The following is a 15,005-nucleotide window of genomic DNA, read 5'->3' as shown; positions in this document are numbered from 1 at the left end:
TCATGGCCCCGGCGTGACGAAGGCCGAGATGATCGTGCCGTCGTTGCCGAGCGCGATGTGCCAGTGCGAGGCTGCGCCACCCTGATGCCAGACGGAATAGACGTCCTGTCCTTGTGCGTTCACACCGAGGAATTCGATCGAGGTGATCGGACCCATTTCGGCAAGGCCCGGCTGCAGGCGCGGCAATTGCTTGCGTGTCGCCTCGGCCAAGTCGGCGCTCATCTCGCCGTAATTGGGCTGGCCCGATGCGACGCTCTCGATCAGACGGCGAAGCGCGGCCGCGGTCCCGGGATTGGCGGACCGGCTGCTCATACGAGACTCGATCGCGCGTTGGAGCTCTTGCGCCGTGCTCATGTCGATGCGTGGCATGGTGTGATCGTTGCCGTGCTGGCGCAGGATCACGGCGGTAGGCACCCCATCCGGCCCGAGGGTAAACCGTAGCTCGACATCGATCTCCCGCGCGGCGAATTCCGTTTCGCCCACCGCGTAATATTGCGCCGAGCTTTGACCGCTCAGCCGTCCGGACAGATGATCCTGTTCACGCGTCACGGTGAAGACGGCGCTATGGAATTGGTATGTTCCGGCATAACGATCCAGCACCGCCTGCGGCAACTGAGTTTCTTTGGCTCTCGAGCGGAGCTGATCCGCAGCATCGGTCTTGGTGCTTTCCTCGTTGCTGCGGCCCGAGCCGGCCTGCTCCGCAGAACGGATTCGGGCCGCCAGGACATTCCAATCGGCCAGCCCGAATAACCTCGCGATGAGCTCGAGGCTCTCGCTGACGGTGAGGGAGACCGATCGGGCGTTAAGGGATTCTCGGAGCGTCTGCGCCATGGCTTTGGCGTCGCGGAAATCGCGCATACTCTGTTCCTTTGCAACATGAACGGAGAATGTCAGGGCTTGCGTTACTGACCCGTTCGCGTGAGCAAAGGAAGCGGGCGGCGGTCCGATACACTTCACCATACCCCGAAGGGCGCAAGCGGCCGGCGGTATCAACCTTTCGAAATTTTGCTTGAGAGCGCCATGCTTGTCAACCGACGTCGTCGGCGTCTCGACAAGGATCACGCATCACTCTTCCGTTGATGCACGACGCGCAGGCTGCAGCAGCAAGTCCTTCAGTCCGGTCGGATAGAGCTTCGGCCCGCCGTCCAGGTCGAGATCGGCAAGGTCGAACCACCGCGCGACGATCTGCTCTCCATTGTCCTCGCGGAAGTCGATGCGCTCCCGGCCGGCGAATGCGCCATCCGGAAACGCGACCTCTGCGATGTACATCACCTCGTGCCCGGTCGATCCCTCGTGCACAAAGATGTTCTCCAGCATCAAGGGCTCACCCACGATGCCGACGTCGATGCCGAGCTCTTCGTTGAATTCCCGCACCAAGGCCGCGCGCCAGCTCTCGCCGAACTCGATCTCGCCGCCGAGCGGGCGCACCCCCTTGATCCGCCCCGCATCGTCGCGCACCTCGGCCGCCAGCAGCCGCCCGCCGCGCCAATGCAGGCCGATCGCGACGACGCGGATACCGGGATGTGGGCGCCAAGTGGTCATGGCGGATCGTTAATCCGTGTCGCATGCTTTCGCAACGAGGGACGAGATCGTGTGCTTGCGATGGCGAGATGAGAGACCCGTCACTCCACCAGATACTTCTTCACCGCCGCTTCGTCCCACGCGATCCCGTTGCCCGGCTCCTCGCTCGGCAGCGCAAAGCCGTCCTTGATCTGCAGCCGCGTTGCCAGCACCGCGTCGGCCCAGTCGACATATTCCAGCCAATGCGCGGTCGGCGTCACGCAGAGCAGATGCGCGCTGACTTCAGAGAACAGGTGCGACGACATCTCGATGCCGGCAGCATGGGCAAGCGAAGCGGCGCGGAGCCAGCCGGTGACGCCGCCGATGCGCTGGACATCAGGCATCACGTAGTCGCAGGCCTCTGCCGAGAGCGCGGCTTGCATGGAAAACGCGCTGTCAAAATTCTCGCCGATCTGGACCGGCGTCTGCAGCGCGTCGGCAATGCGGGCGCAGCCGGCATGATCGTCGTGGCGGATCGGCTCCTCGATCCAGCTGAGGCCCTCGTCGTCGAGCATCTCACCGCGGCGGATCGCTTCGGTGACCGTCAGCGCCTGGTTGTAGTCGCACATCAGCGTGACCTCGTCGCCGACGGCCTTGCGCACCGCGCGCACGACGGCGAGATCCTCCCGCGCATCGCGTCGGCCGACGCGGATCTTTGCGGCGTGAAACCCCTCGGCCAGCAGCTTGTGGGCTTCCTCCACCGCGGCGCCTGCCGGCATGATGCCGAGCCCCTTCGAGTTGTAGGCGCGCACCGGCTTCGGCGTGCCGCCGAGCAGGCGGGCGAGCGGCAGGCCGCGCGAGCGCGCCAGCGCGTCCCATGCCGCCATGTCGATGCCGGATTGCGCCAGCCGCTGCAGGCCGGCGAGGCCCAGCAGCGTGAAGCGCTGGCTCAGCTTGCGCTCGATCTCGAACGGCAGCAGCTCGTCGCCGGCGACGAGGTCCGACATTTCCGTGACCATCGCCGCCAGCGGCTTCAAGGCCGAGGGCGTGAGCGAGAACAGATAGGAATGACCCACCGCGCCGTGGTCGGTCTCGCAGTCGATCAGCACCAGCGGTGCCTTGGCGACCGCCCCGGTCGCGGTCTGGAGCGGCAGGTTCATCGGCACGATCACGGGACGTGCCTGGAAGCGCTTGATGCGGACGGTCTCGGTCATGGCTCTCTCCCGGCGGAGCGGATGCAGGTCGGCGCCGATCTTAAGCATCCGTGATCAAACGAAAAGGCGCTTGCTGCGACCACCATAAAATGGGGTTGCGCCGGCCGGCAATTCTTGGCTCTGTGCCGCCGCATGCATTGTCTCGGATTCTGGAAGGATTTGCGACAAAATCGCACAGAACGGAGCCACAGGGTGAAACAAGAGATCTCCGAACAACAGCGCAAGAGTGGCATTCTCACCGGCGCCGTGATCGTCTTCCTCCTGCTCGCCCTGCCGGTCGCGGTGTGGCTGGACCTGACCGAGCTCAGCAAGACGGCGCTGCGCCGGCAGGCGATCGATCTCAACTCGGTGATCACGAGCGTGCGCAGCTACTACGCCTCCAACGTGGTCGGCCGCGTGCTGGCCAATCCGAACGGCAGCACCAAGGTCGTTCACAACTACGAATCCGTGCCCGGCGCGATCCCGATCCCGGCGACGCTGTCGCTGGAGCTCGGCCGGGTGATCGGCGCCCAGCAGGAGAACATCACCTATCGCTTCGTCTCGGACTTCCCGTTCCAGAACCGCGCTCCGCACCAGCTCGACAAGTTCGAGAAGGACGCGCTCGATGCGCTGCGCCGGGATCCCGAGCAGAAGATCGTGGAGACCGAGACCTCGCTGTTCAACGACAAGGTCCGCCTGGTTGCGCCCGTCACGATGGGTCCGGCCTGCGTCAGCTGCCACAACAGCCACCCCGAGAGCCCGAAGAAGGACTGGAAGGTGGGGGATGTCCGCGGCATCCAGGAGGTGATCATCGCCCAGCCGATCGCCGCCAACATCTTCTCGTTCAAGTTCCTGCTGGCCTATTTCGTGATCGCCGCCGGGAGCGGACTGGCGTTCCTGTCATTGCAGCGACGTCAGGCGCGCCGCATCAAGAACATGAACAAGGAGCTCGAATCCGCCAACGACTTCCTGGCCTCGCTGTCGATGAAGATCTCGCGCTACATCCCGCCGCAGGTCTACAAGAGCATCTTCTCGGGCCAGAAGGACGTCACCATCCACACCGAGCGCAAGAAGCTCACCATCTTCTTCTCCGACATCCAGAACTTCACCGCCACCGCCGAGCGGCTGCAGCCGGAGCAGCTGACCCAGCTCCTCAACGAATATTTCACGGAAATGTCGGCGATCGCCCACGAATATGGCGGCACCATCGACAAGTTCATTGGCGATGCCATGCTGATCTTCTTCGGCGACCCCGAGACCAAGGGCGATCGCGCCGATGCACAGGCCTGTCTGCAGATGGCCTGGCGCATGCAGCAGCGCCTTGCCGAGCTCAATGCGAAATGGCGGGCGTCCGGCATCGAGCAGCCGTTCCGCTCGCGCATGGGCATCAACTCGGGCTATTGCAATGTCGGCAATTTCGGGAGCGCCGACCGTATGGACTACACCATCATCGGTGCGGAGGCGAACCTCGCCGCGCGCCTGCAATCGATCGCTGAGCCCGGCGGCATCGTCTTGAGCTACGAGACCTTCGCCCTCGTCAGCGACATCGTCCGCGCGCATGCGCTGCCGGCGATCACGATGAAGGGCATCAGCCGCGAGGTGATCCCCTATTCGGTGGATGCACTGAGTGACAAAGCTGCGGAGAACAGCGGCATCATCACCGAACGCGCGCCGGGCCTCGAGCTCTATCTCGATCCCGCCGTGGTGAAATCAGGCGACGCCGCACGCGTGCGCTCGCTGCTGGAGAACGCGCTGGCCTCGCTCAAGCCGGCGTGAGGGGAGCTTCTTACCCTCCCTGGAAGGGGAGGGTCGATCGCGCGTAGCGCGAGCGGGGTGGGGTGATCTCTCCCCTCGGGCGGTGTCGGATGTGGAGAGACCGTCACCCCACCCCGCTACGCATTCCGCTTCGCTACATGCGTAGCGACCTACGGGCGAGCTACGCTCGTCCCGGACCCCTCCAGGGGAGGGTAAGTGACCTCACCTTGCCGCCCCTTCCGTGAACGCCGTCTCGATCACATCCCCAAACGGCTGCCACGACCGCCCGTCGAACTGCACCAGCCGCATCTGCCTGATCGGCAGGTAGCGGTTGGGCGAGGTGTTCATCCTGATGTTGGGCAATGCGACCGAAGGCTGATAGTCCCTGAGCGAGGCCGCCTGGCGCATGATGTTGTCGCGTGAAAAATCGTCGCCGCATTGCTTCAGCACCTGCGTCAGCGCCTCGGCCGCGGCGTAGCCATAGACGGCCGCACTGTTGTTGGTGCTTTCGACCCGATGGTATTTGTCCATGAAGGCGAACCAGTCCTTCATGCCGGGATCGTCCTTCCAGGCGGGATCGCTCGGATCCTTCAAAAAGGCCGCCGAAATCACGCCGGCAGAGTTTTCCAGCCCCGCGGGCGCCATCGCGTTGGCGATCGAGGCGGAGGCATCGTTGACGATGAAGACGGGACGCCAATTCAGGGACGCTGCCAGCTTGATCACCTTGGATGCGGTCGAGGGCACGCCGAGGAAGACGAAGATGTCGGCGCCGGCGCGCTTGAGGATCGAGACGTGCCCGTCGAGATGCTCGTCGGCAAGGTCGAAGGCGATGTCGACCAGGACGTGACGATTGAGATCGCCGAGGCCTTCCTGGATACCCTTGTAGAGCATGCGCCCGAACTGGTCGTTCTGCCAGAGCACGACGATCTTCTTCCTCGGGTAAGAGGCCTGGATGTAGTTGGCATAGATGCGCCCCTCCGACCGGAACGACGGCTGCCAGCCCATGGTCCAGGGATACGCGCTCGGCTGGCTCAGCTCTTCGTCGCCGGAGGCGACGAACAGTTGCGGGATCTTCTTCTCGTTCAGGTACCAGCGCGTGGCGAGATTGCCGGGCGTGCCGAACGAGCCGAACATCAGGTGCACGCCGTCCTTCTCGACCAGCTTGCGCGTCAGCTCCAGCGCGGTCGCCGGATCGGAATTGTCGTCGCGGGTGATGAAGCGGATCTTGCGGCCATTGATGCCGCCGCGCGCGTTGACCATGTCGAAATAGGCCGCTTCCGCCTGGCCGATCGCGCCGAATTCCGAGAGCGGCCCCGAATACGGCATAACATTGCCGATGCGGATTTCCTCATCGCTTGCGGGTTGATCCGAGTGCTGCTGCCGCGACATCGCGCCCAGCGATGCGATGGCAATCACGGAAACGAACAGCATCCTGCCGATGACGCGCATGTTCGATGCCTTGTGGTTGGCCCCCAACGAGGTCGGCTCAATCCCCACCAAGGCCGCTTGATCTAGGTCAAGCGTTTGGCAATCGTGTGGCTGTCGCGCTTCGATGAATGCGGCAGGCGTGCTGCCGCAACGCGTTACGGCAACCCTCGCGCTTCCAGCTGACGCACCAGCAGCAGCGTCGGCTCCGCGAGGCTGTCGCCGGAACCATCGAGGCCGAAGGCGTTCGCGATGCCGTCGCGGCTGCGCAGCAGCGTGCTGCGCGGGCAATGGCCGGCGCCGCACAGCGTCTTCTTTAGCGTCTCGCCCTGCGCCACGAGGCCGGCGGAATCATCCGCGGCCCAGGCCAGCACGATCGGCACGTCGACATTGAGGATGCCGGGGAATACCGAGCGCTTGTCGTACTGGGTGGCGTCACCGCCGAGATAGGCCTTCTCGCTGTCGCTCGCGTCCTTGCCGACGCGGTAGATCCCGGACACCAGCACCACGCCCGCGACGTCGGCGCCGGCGGTCTGCAGCTCGGGATGCGCCAGCATGGTCGCGACGTGGAAGGCGCCGGCGCCGTAGCCGACCGCGACGATCTCGCGGGCATCGCCGTTGAAGAGGTCGATATTGCCATGAACCCAGGACAGCGCCGCGGCCACATCGGTCGCGCCGGCCGGCCAGGTCGCCGCGGGCGCCAGGCGATAATCGACGCGGACCCCGATCATGCCGTTGCGCGCGGCAAAGCACATCGCCTGGTCCTGGATCTGGCGCGACAGCTCCGGCGCTCCGCGGTCGCCGGTGAAGGTATCTCCCGTCACGAACAGCAGCACCGGCCGCGGCGTGTCGGCCTTGGTTGCGCTGGTCGCGACATCGAGCACATTGGCCTCGCTCTCGCCATAGCGCAGGCCGCGCGAGAAGGTGACCTGCTCGCATAGCCGTGCGGTGCCGCCTGCGGTGGTGTCGGAATCGGTGAGGCCCGCCTGCACGAGACCCGAGGGCGGCCGGAGCCGGCCCGGCACGGGTCCGTGCGCGAAGGCCGTGGTCATGGTCAGAAACAGGAAAAATGTCAGATAATTCTTCATGGATGTGGCGGCCTTGCGGGGCTCCATATCGGCTCGCTGATCTGGCCCGTCTTTTCAATTCATCTCATTAGTCAGCCGGCCTTGAGGCGAATTCGCGGCACCTTGGATGCGCAGCCGCCGTTTATCCCGATCCGTCAGGCCGTTGTCCAGCGCCGCCGAGGCTCGCGCCTGAAACGGCTTTCTACTTTGCATGGGGTTGTTTTCGCACCTTTTGTTTTGGCCTGGTCCGTCAGGCCCGCTTCATCGTCCGGAAGGTGATGGAATAGCGCCGCGCCGCGACCGGGGGGATGCTGTGCTCCCACTGCGACCGCGCCTCGCCGTCCATCATGTAGAGCGAGCGCGGCAGGGCAGTGAGCGTATGGCGCTCCCACTTGGCGCCGTTGCGGCGGCGGAAACGGAAAGCGCACGGCGAGCCCAGCGACAGGCCGAGCACCTTGTCGAAATGCGGCTTGTCGCGATGCCAGCCGATGCCGACGCCGACCTCGTATTCGGTGCACAGCACCTGCCGGACGCCGGCCTCCGGCAGCCCGGCCCAGGCCTCGACCTGGCGCGCGACCGGCCGCACCCAGTCCGGGATCGGATCGGCCTCGGCGAGACGCTGCAGCGTGTAGTCATAGCGATAGCCGAACGACGCCACCCGGCGGTTGCCCTCGAACGCGCCGAACTGAAAGCGCTGGAGCGGCAATGCTGCGATGCGGCCGATCAGATCCTGCTCGGCGGCATGATCGATAAAATCGTCCGTGTAGTGAAGGCCGGTCGGGCCTTCCTGCGGGTCGGCGAACAAACTTAGCTGCGTCATGCCTCGCATTTCCGTGATGGAACCTGTTGGCGTCTGATGCGACTTATCTATGACGCGGGAAGAAACGTGCGAGGCTGTCATGGCAGAGAAGCATACCGTCGATCCGGTTGAGATCATGCGGGCGACCGGTCATCCTGAGTTGGAATACGCCGCCGGCTGGACTATCGCCGGTCTCGCCACCATCGGCACCATCGTCGCCGTCTGGGTCTTTGCGATCTAGGCAACCGGAAACTGGAGCTCGAAGGCTGCGCCCTCGTCGGTCGGCTTAAGCCTGATCGAGCCGCCATGGCTCGCCATCACCGCGCGCGCGATCGCCAGCCCCATCCCGGTGCCGCCCTGGTCGCGGCGGGTGGTGAAGAACGCATCGAAGATCCTGTCGCGGTTCGGCGCCGAGATCGGCTCGCCGTCATTGCTGACCGTCACAAGCACGGTCGTCCGTGCGTCGACCGCCTCCAGCCTGATCGTGCCGGCCTTGTGCCGCACCGCATTGTCGGCGATGTGCGACAGCACGATCAGCGCCTTCTCCGAGGACATTCCGATCGCCCGGTCGAGGCTGCCGCTGGCCTCGATCGCGCTTGCCGGAAACCGGCTTCTGAGATCGGCGATCACGGGTGCCAGCTCGGTGCGCTCGTTCTGCGGCAGGCTCTCGGCGCGGGCGAGCTCCCGCAGCCGCTGCGCCATCGCCTCCAGCCGCTGGGTATCCGACAGGATGTTGGCGATGAAGGTGTTCTGCTCGGCCGGCGTCAGGCCCTCGGCCTTGCCCTGAACCGAATCCTGCAGCAGCTCGGCCGCGCCCTTGATCGAGGTCAGCGGCGATTTCAGCTCGTGGGTGAGATGGGCCGAAAAGGTCGCGATATAGTCGGAGCGCCGCGCCAGCTGCTCGGCCATGCCGAGGAAGCTGTGCGAGAGCTGGGCGAACTCGCGCGTGCCGTAATGCTTCAGCGGTTGGAACGCCTCCCGGTCGCCGCGGCCGATTCGGGCGGCGCGGTCGATCAGCTCGCGCATCGGCAGCGTGATGGTGCGTGAGAACACGAGGCCGATCGCGATGGTGCCGAGGATGACGGCAAGGCCGGCCAGCACGAACTTGGCCCGCTCCTGATAGAGATGGTCGAAAATGTTGCTCGGCGTGCGCGTCGTGTAGATCACGCCGGCGACGCGGTTGTTGACGATGACGGGCATCGCCGAAAACACGTGCACGCCGAGGCCGCGGCTGAAGGAATAGATCGGCGGCGGCGGCTTGTCCGGCACGCGGTTGCGTAAAGTCGCGCGGTATTGCCCGTGCAGGGCGTCCGCGACCTCCTCGATATGGGCGAGCGACTGCCCGACCTCCTGCCGCCCGGCAATCACCACGCCTTGCGGATCGAGGATGCGAAAGCCGGCCAATGTCACCTTCTGGGTCTCGCGGATGATCGGCGTCAGCCTGGCCCCGATCTCGACATAGGCTGCTTGCGCCTGCCCGGGCGCGGGCAATGCGTCGGGCCGCCGCCGCAACAGATCGTTCGCGGTGAGGTCGAGCGCGGGGCGGATCGGCGTGACCTGGTCACCGGGATCGGGCAGCACGCCCGGCGGCACCTCGGCGCCGAGCACGAGGCCGCTGTCGAGCCGGGCCGCGACCTCCTGCGCATAGATCGTCGCCAGCACGCGGCTCTGTGCGATCAGCTCGGCCTGGGTCTGGCGGATCAGCTGGTTGTCGTAGAGTCGGAAGAAGAACAGGCCGACCAGCGGCAATATGCCGACCGTCGCCAGCACCGTGAAGATCACGAGCGTGAGCGACGGACGCCATTTGTCGGGCGCAGCGCTCATGCCTCTTTCTCGCAGCGGCCGAGCTTGAAGCCGACGCCGTGGATGGTCTCGATCACGTTGTCGCAGGAAAGCGCCGCCAGCTTGGCGCGGATGTTGCGGATATGGCTGTCGATGGTGCGGTCGGAAACCTGGATGTTGAGCTGGTAGGCGGCCCGCATCAGCTGCTCGCGGTTGAATACCGACGTCGGCCGGGTCAGGAATGCGCGCAGGATGCCGAACTCGATCGCGGTCAGCTTCAGCGGCGTGCCGGCAAAGGACGCGACGTGCTGCTCGGGATCGATCAACAGCCCGCCTTGCGTCAGCGCGGTGGGCCCGGCCTTGGCCTCGCCGTTGCGCGGGCTGAGGCGGCGCAGGATGACATTGACCCGCGCCACCAGCTCGCGCGGGCTGAACGGCTTCGTGACGTAGTCGTCGCCGCCGATCTCGAGGCCCAGGATACGGTCGATCTCCTCGTCGCGCGCCGACAGGAACAGGATCGGCACGTCGGAGCCTTTGCGAATCTCGCGGCAGACGTCGAGGCCGTCGAACTCGGGCATGCCGATGTCCAGCACGATGAGATCGGGCCTGTCGGCGGCAAAGCGGAGAAGCGCCTCCTTGCCGTCGCGGGCCTCGATCACGTCCATGCCGGCCTTCTTCAGGGCGACGCGGATGACCTCGCGGATGTGGCCTTCGTCGTCGACGATGAGAATGCGATGCGCCAAGAAACTCTCCGTGTCCTCGTCAACTCGCCGGCTGGCTGCCGGCCTGAGCTTTCGCCTCGGCGTCCAGCCTGCGCTGGAGTCGCCAGTTGCGAAAGCCCCAGCTTCGCCAAGCCAGGTCCTGACGCTGCTGTTCTACAAGGCGGTCGCGGCGTGACACAAGGCAGCCCTCTTTGACGGCGGGCCGTAGCGCGATCGCCTTGTCGATGGCTGGCACCGCCTGCGGCCCGAGCGTCAGGAGATAGTCGATGTCGATCTGCACGCCTTTTCCCGAAACTTCCCGGCTGTGGACGACATTGTAGTCGGCGATGAAGGCGTCGAAGTTCACGAGCGAGCAGCCATAGAGCACGATCGCCAATGCGGCGAGATTGGCGCCGATCAGCCATTGATTGGACCTGTCGAGCACGATGCGCGCGACGATCAGGATCAGGCCGATCGCTACCAGTCCCATCCAGACGAACGCTGCAATCCGCCAATAGGTCAGCATGTAGATGTCGACATAGAGATCGAGCCGGCGGATGGAGGAGACGACCAGCAGCACGTTCTGTCCGACCCAGAGATAGACCAGCGGCCGGATCACCTTCGATTTCTCGGCCGGCCCGCCCGGACGCATCGCCACCAGCACGAAGGCAGCGGCGAGGAGGGCGGTCGCGATCAGCGGATAGGCGCCGCGATGGGCGTAGGTCGCATAAGTCATGTTGTCGGGCAGCGCCACGTGACCCCAGAGATAGATGCCGTCGAGAATGGACTGTGCCGCGAACAGCAGGTTGAACAGGATCAGCGAGCGCAGGATGGTGGAGGGGCCGAGAAATTCCGCCGAGACCATGGGCGGCAGCGGCGGTGGCACGGGGCCCTCGGCCACGGCGGCGGCGACGACCGCCCTGCGCCGCCAGCGCACATGGATGAACGGCCAGACCAGAGCCAGCATCAAGGTCCAGAACAGGACGCGCCACATGTTGACATAGTCGAGCATGACCTTGGGATTGAGCAGCGACACCCATTGCTCGATCACCGGATTTGCGGCGGCGAACAATGCGATGAAGACGGTGCTGAGCGCCGCGGGCATCAGCCAGAGCGCGATGCCGCGGGTGAAGGCCGACATGTTGAAGGCTTGGGGCGCATCGAGGAAGAACCTGAAGGGACCGAGCAGGAGGAAATTGCACAGCGCGCGGGCGCGGTCGGTGAGCCCGGTCGTATCGGGATTGGTTGCAAGCAACAGCGCAATCGTCAGCGACGCGACGAGGATCAGGAACGATAGCGTGTTGAGCTCTTCCATGGCCGGCACAAGGCCGAGCACGAGGATCGCGCCGCTGATCGCCGCGCGCCGCCAGTCCACGGCCGCGTGATTGAACAGCACCGACACGCAGGCGGTCGCGACCGCAAACAGCGTCAGCGACAGCCCGATCCGCTGACCGTAGAACAGCCAGTCGGCGAGCCCGGCCAGCAGCAGCGCCATTGCGAGCTTGGCCGACAGTGCAGAAGGCCTGATCGGTTGGATATCCGTCGTCGAAGCCAGGCTCGTCATGTCCAGAAAGTCTCCGTGAATGGTGGCATCACGAATTCTGAACGGCACTTGTGCAGACGGCGGGATCATCGTCTGCACGGCTTCAGGAGTTTCTTGCAGTTTTCGTGCAGGCGCGCTTTTGCCTCTCGCGCAGCGCGATTCGCTTTGCTAGGTGCGAAACATTCATCGCCCATCGCACCTGGTGCATCATGCAATTGCTCAACCGCATCGGTCTCGCCCTGCTCTGGCTCGCCGCGCCGCTCGCTGCATTTGTCGCCGCGAACAAGAACGATCCCTATCTGCTCGTGCTGCGTGGCGCCGGAAACATCTCCCTTGTCGTCGCAAGCATCGCAATCGTCGCTCTTCTGCTGCGCGGAGGTCACTGGCGCACCTTCGCCGGCAAGGCGCTCGTCGTGCTCTGGTGCGTGCCGCCTGTCTTGATGTCCGCCGCGCATCTGAAGTTCGAGCTGCGCAAGCATGACGTTCTCGGCGCCGGCGCCGCCGAAGCGCGGCAGCTCGGGCCGCACTTCATGGTCGGCTATTCCTCCTTTCCCGAGGTCGCGCGTCTCGCCAGGCAGGGCCTGATCGGCGGCGTCTATGTCACCCGGCACAACATCCGCGGCCGTGCCATCGAGACGCTGCGGGCCGAGATCGCGGCGCTGCAGGATCTCAGGCGCGCAGCCGGCCTGCCGCCGCTGATCGTCGCCGCCGATCAGGAGGGCGGCATCGTCGGGCATCTTGCGCCGCCGCTGACGAAAGTGCCGGCGCTGGCGACGCTCACGGGACTGGCTTCCGATGAGCAGCAGGCCAAGGCCGAGGAGTTCGGCCGCATCCACGGCCGCGAGCTCGCCCACGTCGGCGTCAACCTCAATCTTGCGCCGGTGCTCGACCTCAAGCCGCCGGCGCGGCGCAACCGCCTCGATTTTCACACGCTGATCGGCCAGCGCGCGATTGCGAGCGATCCCGCCGTCGTCAGCACCATCGCGAGCGCCTATGTGCGCGGGCTGGAAGAGACGGGCGTCGGCGCCACGCTCAAGCATTTTCCCGGCATCGGCCGCGTGCGCGCCGACACGCATCACTTCAGCGCCAATCTCGACACGCCGGTGAAGGAGCTGGAGGCAACCGACTGGCTCCCGTTCCGCGAGGTGCTGTCGCATTCGCGCAGCGCCCTCATGGTCGGCCACGTCACGCTCACAGCCGTCGATCCCGATCGCGCCGCCTCGCATTCGAAGCGCGTCGTCGATGGGATCATTCGTGGGACGTGGGGTTACCAGGGCGTGGTGATGACCGACGATCTCATCATGGGCGCGATCTACCAGAACGACGTCTGCAAGGCCGTGGTCGAGGCGATCAATGCCGGCGTCGATCTGCTGCTGGTCGCCTATGACGGAGCGCAGTTCTACCGTGTCTTTGCCTGCGCCCTGGAAGGATCGCGACAGGGCAGGCTCGACGCGGCGATGCTGCATGCGAGCACCGCGCGCCTGGAGCGCGGCTTTTCGACCATGCAGGCACGAGCTGCCTCACGCGCCATCAGCGTCGCCCGGCAGAACTAGCCCTTCGCGAACTGGCGGTAGTCCGGTTCACGGTGAAACCAGAATTCGTAGCCGGAGATGCCCTTTTGCATGGCAACGTCGTGGATCGGCTGGTTGAGCGGAACCACGGGGACGTCGCGCATACAGAGCGCGATGAAATCCTTCACCGTCCTGTCGTATTCGGCGGCATCGGTGGTGAAGCGCGCCTTGTCGATCAGGGCGTCTATCTCCTTGTTCTTGTATGAGGAGATGTTGAAGATCGAGTTGTTGCCGTGGAAATTCCAGTAGAAGTAATATTCGGGATAATCGAGCCAGCCGCTGAAGCGGTTGAGCGCGAGCGGCAGCTCCTTCTTGTTCAGCGTCGTGCGCCAGTTCGCGCCGGGAATCTTTTCGATTGCCGCCTTGATGCCGATCTTGGCGAGATTCTCCTGGATCAGGATCGCGGTCGGCTCGCCGACGGTGGCGGTGCCGGCGTCCAGCGACAGCATCGTCTCCAGGCCGGATTCGAAACCCGCTTCCTTCAGCAGAGCCTTGGCCTTGTCGAGATCGGTGACGTAAGGAAACGGTTGCGGCCACACCGGCTTTGAGACTTCGGCGGTGCCGCCATACATGGGAACGGCGCGGCCGAAGAAGGCGCTGGTCTGAATCTGCTCGTACGGCATGGCCCAGGCGATGGCCTGGCGCAGCTTGACATTGTCGAACGGCGGCTTGGCGGTGTTCAGCGCGACGTACCACAGCGCGTTCGGGATCGGCACGCCCGAGACCTTGACCTTGCCCTCCTTGATGATCTGCTCGAAATCGCGCGGGGCAAAGCCGCTGGAAATATCCGCATCGCCCCGCTCCAGCATGGCACGGCGCGTGCCGGCGGAGGGAACGTCGCGGGCAATCACGCGCTTGACCTTCGGCAGCGGCCCGCTCTTCCAGTCGTCGAAGCGCGTCAGCACGGTCTCGCTACCCGGCTTCCAGCTCTCGATCTTGTAGGCGCCGCCGCCGGCCTCGTTGTTCTTCAGCCAGGCCAGCGCCCACGGATCTTCCGGCGTCGCGTTCTTCCTGGCGAGCTCGGAATTGATGATGAAGGGCACGACGACGGCCACGTTGAACAGCAGCATCTTGTCATTGCGGACATAGTCGATACGGAAAGTGTGGTCGTCGACCACCACGAACTGCTCCGGCTTCTCCAGCGATCCCGCCGACATCTGGAAGGTCGGAAAGCCGCCGACCTTCACGGCGCGGTCAAACGACCATTTGACGTCCTTGGCGGTCACAGGCGTGCCGTCGTGGAATTTTGCGTCCTTGCGAAGCTTGAAGGTGCAGGACATGCCGTCGGCGGCGACCTCCCAGCTCTCGGCGAGCTCGGGCGCGAGCTTCTCGCGGTCATACGACAACGTGCCGTCCGGCAGTGTCTTGGCGGCGTAGGTGAGCAGGCGGTCGTAGCAATTCCAGGACAGGCCGTTCACGGTCTGGTTGGAGCCGACGCCCTGCATGTCCAGCGAATTCGGTCCCAGCTCCTGCACCACCAGCAGAGTTTCGCTGCGTCCCTGCGCCCCAGCGAGGCGTGGAGCAAAGGCTGCCGTACCGGCGACACCGAGGCCGCCGAGCATGACGCTCCGGCGGTTCAAATCGAGGGGTGAAATGCTCAAGAGTGCCTCCCGTTCCGGAATTGTCCGGCATCGAGAGGCAAGCTGTATGCCAGAGCCAGGAAGCCCCA

The 15,005-nt window shown here is 64.9% G+C and carries 13 protein-coding genes; 3 read left to right on the top strand and 10 right to left on the bottom strand.

Features of this window, described 5'->3' with window-relative positions; genetic code table 11:
• The 3 genes from I6F24_RS13520 to I6F24_RS13510 form a co-directional block, all read right to left on the bottom strand.
• Window positions 1-858, bottom strand: a complete 858-nt coding sequence (locus I6F24_RS13520; RefSeq protein ID WP_225149300.1) for a glyoxalase superfamily protein — start codon at window positions 856-858, stop codon at window positions 1-3.
• A gap of 207 nt (window positions 859-1,065) precedes the next feature.
• A complete protein-coding gene (locus I6F24_RS13515; protein WP_035997832.1) occupies window positions 1,066-1,542 on the bottom strand; it encodes an NUDIX hydrolase in 477 nt (158 codons plus the stop codon).
• Between the two features lie 80 nt (window positions 1,543-1,622).
• Window positions 1,623-2,714 (bottom strand): enolase C-terminal domain-like protein, encoded by a 1,092-nt coding sequence (locus I6F24_RS13510; RefSeq protein WP_036021436.1) that lies wholly within the window; start codon window positions 2,712-2,714, stop codon window positions 1,623-1,625.
• A 192-nt stretch (window positions 2,715-2,906) separates the two neighbouring features.
• On the opposite strand from I6F24_RS13510, the gene I6F24_RS13505 reads away from it, so the two are divergent.
• The gene (locus I6F24_RS13505) at window positions 2,907-4,469 is read left to right on the top strand and encodes an adenylate/guanylate cyclase domain-containing protein (protein ID WP_035997835.1); all 1,563 of its coding nucleotides are present in this window, start codon (window positions 2,907-2,909) and stop codon (window positions 4,467-4,469) included.
• A gap of 201 nt (window positions 4,470-4,670) precedes the next feature.
• Here the strand turns inward: I6F24_RS13505 and I6F24_RS13500 are convergent, their stop codons facing one another.
• The 3 genes from I6F24_RS13500 to I6F24_RS13490 all read right to left on the bottom strand — a co-directional run bounded on the left by I6F24_RS13500 (window position 4,671) and on the right by I6F24_RS13490 (window position 7,760).
• Window positions 4,671-5,897: an ABC transporter substrate-binding protein gene (locus I6F24_RS13500; protein ID WP_036021438.1), complete on the bottom strand. Its 1,227-nt coding sequence runs from the start codon at window positions 5,895-5,897 to the stop codon at window positions 4,671-4,673.
• A gap of 134 nt (window positions 5,898-6,031) precedes the next feature.
• Window positions 6,032-6,961 carry an alpha/beta hydrolase gene (locus I6F24_RS13495; protein ID WP_036021440.1) on the bottom strand — a complete coding sequence of 310 codons (930 nt, stop codon included), beginning with the start codon at window positions 6,959-6,961 and terminating at the stop codon, window positions 6,032-6,034.
• Window positions 6,962-7,190: 229 nt separating this feature from the next.
• Window positions 7,191-7,760: an alpha-ketoglutarate-dependent dioxygenase AlkB gene (locus I6F24_RS13490; protein WP_074447687.1), complete on the bottom strand. Its 570-nt coding sequence runs from the start codon at window positions 7,758-7,760 to the stop codon at window positions 7,191-7,193.
• A gap of 79 nt (window positions 7,761-7,839) precedes the next feature.
• Between I6F24_RS13490 and I6F24_RS13485 the strand changes: the two genes are divergently transcribed.
• Window positions 7,840-7,980: a hypothetical protein gene (locus I6F24_RS13485; RefSeq protein WP_225149299.1), complete on the top strand. Its 141-nt coding sequence runs from the start codon at window positions 7,840-7,842 to the stop codon at window positions 7,978-7,980.
• On the opposite strand, the gene I6F24_RS13480 is transcribed toward I6F24_RS13485, so the two are convergent.
• From I6F24_RS13480 to I6F24_RS13470, 3 genes are read right to left on the bottom strand one after another with little or no spacing between them, the layout of a single operon-like run.
• Window positions 7,977-9,563 carry an ATP-binding protein gene (locus I6F24_RS13480; protein ID WP_036021443.1) on the bottom strand — a complete coding sequence of 529 codons (1,587 nt, stop codon included), beginning with the start codon at window positions 9,561-9,563 and terminating at the stop codon, window positions 7,977-7,979. The genes I6F24_RS13485 and I6F24_RS13480 overlap by 4 nt on opposite strands.
• On the bottom strand, window positions 9,560-10,264 hold the full coding sequence (locus tag I6F24_RS13475) for a response regulator transcription factor (RefSeq protein ID WP_036021446.1): 705 nt from the start codon (window positions 10,262-10,264) through the stop codon (window positions 9,560-9,562). Before I6F24_RS13475 ends, I6F24_RS13480 begins: the two co-directional genes overlap by 4 nt.
• Window positions 10,265-10,283: 19 nt before the next feature.
• Window positions 10,284-11,786 (bottom strand): DUF4173 domain-containing protein, encoded by a 1,503-nt coding sequence (locus I6F24_RS13470; RefSeq protein ID WP_225149298.1) that lies wholly within the window; start codon window positions 11,784-11,786, stop codon window positions 10,284-10,286.
• A gap of 188 nt (window positions 11,787-11,974) precedes the next feature.
• Here I6F24_RS13470 and I6F24_RS13465 point away from each other — a divergent pair, with 188 nt between their 5' ends.
• Window positions 11,975-13,318: a glycoside hydrolase family 3 N-terminal domain-containing protein gene (locus I6F24_RS13465; protein WP_225149297.1), complete on the top strand. Its 1,344-nt coding sequence runs from the start codon at window positions 11,975-11,977 to the stop codon at window positions 13,316-13,318.
• Here I6F24_RS13465 and I6F24_RS13460 read toward each other — a convergent pair.
• Window positions 13,315-14,937, bottom strand: coding sequence for an ABC transporter substrate-binding protein (locus tag I6F24_RS13460; RefSeq protein WP_225149296.1), 1,623 nt, complete (start codon window positions 14,935-14,937; stop codon window positions 13,315-13,317). The genes I6F24_RS13465 and I6F24_RS13460 overlap by 4 nt on opposite strands.
• Window positions 14,938-15,005: the final 68 nt, after the last annotated feature.

Origin of the sequence: Bradyrhizobium sp. BRP23, assembly GCF_020194135.1 — a bacterium.
Lineage (GTDB): Bacteria > Pseudomonadota > Alphaproteobacteria > Rhizobiales > Xanthobacteraceae > Bradyrhizobium > Bradyrhizobium yuanmingense.
The sequence above is the reverse complement of the archived record's forward strand: the minus strand, read 5'-3'. Positions and strand labels throughout refer to the sequence as shown.

Excerpts from the sequence above, each read along its gene's own strand:
- I6F24_RS13520 (WP_225149300.1), bottom strand. The coding sequence starts at position 858 with ATGCGCGATTTCCGCGACGCCAAAGCCATGGCGCAGACGCTCCGAGAA.
- I6F24_RS13515 (WP_035997832.1), bottom strand. The coding sequence starts at position 1,542 with ATGACCACTTGGCGCCCACATCCCGGTATCCGCGTCGTCGCGATCGGC.
- I6F24_RS13510 (WP_036021436.1), bottom strand. The coding sequence starts at position 2,714 with ATGACCGAGACCGTCCGCATCAAGCGCTTCCAGGCACGTCCCGTGATC.
- I6F24_RS13500 (WP_036021438.1), bottom strand. The coding sequence starts at position 5,897 with ATGCGCGTCATCGGCAGGATGCTGTTCGTTTCCGTGATTGCCATCGCA.
- I6F24_RS13495 (WP_036021440.1), bottom strand. The coding sequence starts at position 6,961 with ATGAAGAATTATCTGACATTTTTCCTGTTTCTGACCATGACCACGGCC.
- I6F24_RS13490 (WP_074447687.1), bottom strand. The coding sequence starts at position 7,760 with ATGACGCAGCTAAGTTTGTTCGCCGACCCGCAGGAAGGCCCGACCGGC.
- I6F24_RS13485 (WP_225149299.1), top strand. The coding sequence starts at position 7,840 with ATGGCAGAGAAGCATACCGTCGATCCGGTTGAGATCATGCGGGCGACC.
- I6F24_RS13480 (WP_036021443.1), bottom strand. The coding sequence starts at position 9,563 with ATGAGCGCTGCGCCCGACAAATGGCGTCCGTCGCTCACGCTCGTGATC.
- I6F24_RS13470 (WP_225149298.1), bottom strand. The coding sequence starts at position 11,786 with ATGACGAGCCTGGCTTCGACGACGGATATCCAACCGATCAGGCCTTCT.
- I6F24_RS13465 (WP_225149297.1), top strand. The coding sequence starts at position 11,975 with ATGCAATTGCTCAACCGCATCGGTCTCGCCCTGCTCTGGCTCGCCGCG.